We start from the raw sequence: 1,317 nt of genomic DNA, 5'->3' as shown, positions 1-1,317 counted from the left end.
AAAAAGGTTCTTCGCGCGATCTGGGGGAAGTAGTGGTTGACGGTTCGGAGGTTGGTAGATTGGCAGTCGCCAAACAAACCGATCCCCTTCCTCTTCCCCGTCATGTGCGATGCTATGTTGGGCGTGGTCTTCTGGGAAGGCCGCCTCGTCGATTCATGCCAGGAGCGAGCCGACGGTTCGCTGCTTCTCACCCTCTCTGAAGACCCCTCACACCGCCCGCGATGTGGGCGCTGCGGTAGCGACTGTGTTCTGCTCCACGAGCGCCGGCGACGCCGGGTGCGCGATCGAGACTGGTTCGATCGACGCGTCTGGCTGGATGTGCCGATTCGCCGCCTCGACTGTTACCAGTGTGGCGCACGGGCGGCCGAGCGCCTGAGCTGGCTCGACACGGGTGAGCGCATCACACACCGATTACGCGCCTGGATCGAGGCGCTGGTGCAGATCCTGCCGATCGCCCACGTCGCCCAACTCACGGGCTTGCACTGGCACACCATCAAGCGCATCGACCATCGGCGTCTGCAGACCCGGTATGGCGCTTTCGATGCGCAGGGCGTGCGTCGGTTGGTGATGGACGAGTTCGCGCTGCACAAGGGGCACCGCTACGCGACGGTGATCATGGATGCCGAACGTATGCGCGTGTTGTGGGTCGGCGAAGGCAACAGCCGCGAGGCGATCCGGCCCTTCTTCGAATTGCTGGGCAAAGAGGGCTGTCAGCACATCGAGGCGGTCGCAATGGACATGAACACCGCCTTCGATCTGGAGGTGCGCGCCCATTGCCCGAACGCCGAAGTCGTCTATGACTTGTTCCATGTCGTCGCCCGCTTTGGTCGGGAGGTCGTCGACCGGGTGCGCGTCGATCAGGCCAATGCCTTGCGCAGTGCGCCCGCACAAAGTCAGGTCATCAAGCGCTCGCGCTGGTTGCTGCTGCGCAACCGCGACAACCTGGGCAACGAGCAGGCGGTCAAGCTCGAGGAACTGCTGGCGGCCAACGCACCGCTGGCTACCGTCTATCTGCTGAAGACCGCCATCAAGGAAATCTGGTTTGCGCCATCGATCAGAGACGGCGCCCGAAGATGGAAAGACTGGTACCGCCTGGCGATCGAAAGCGGCATCGCGCCGGCGATCGCCTTTGCAAAGCGACTCCGAAAGTACCTGCGTGGCATCCTCGCCTCAGCCATCTTTCCCTTGAACACCAGCATTCTCGAGGGCGTCAACAACCGCATTAAGGTCATCAAGCGTATGGCCTACGGGTTCCGGGATTCAGCCTATTTCTTCCTGAAGATCAAGGCCGCCTTCCCCGGAAAGGCGCGATGAACC

The 1,317-nt window shown here is 62.2% G+C and carries 1 protein-coding gene; it reads left to right on the top strand.

Annotated features, from left to right (window positions below; translation table 11 throughout):
- The first annotated feature begins 114 nt into the window (after positions 1-114).
- The gene (locus tag CGK74_RS18330; RefSeq protein WP_106408406.1) at positions 115-1,314 is read left to right on the top strand and encodes an ISL3 family transposase; all 1,200 of its coding nucleotides are present in this window, start codon (positions 115-117) and stop codon (positions 1,312-1,314) included.
- Positions 1,315-1,317 lie beyond the last annotated feature (3 nt).

Origin of the sequence: Thauera propionica (assembly GCF_002245655.1) — a bacterium.
In the GTDB taxonomy this organism is placed as follows: Bacteria; Pseudomonadota; Gammaproteobacteria; order Burkholderiales; family Rhodocyclaceae; genus Thauera; species Thauera propionica.
Note: the sequence above shows the minus strand (reverse complement) of the source record. Positions and strands in the feature narration are given on the sequence as shown.

Bases quoted from the DNA above. Each gene is read 5' to 3' on its own strand.
- CGK74_RS18330 (WP_106408406.1), top strand. From the start codon at position 115: ATGTTGGGCGTGGTCTTCTGGGAAGGCCGCCTCGTCGATTCATGCCAG.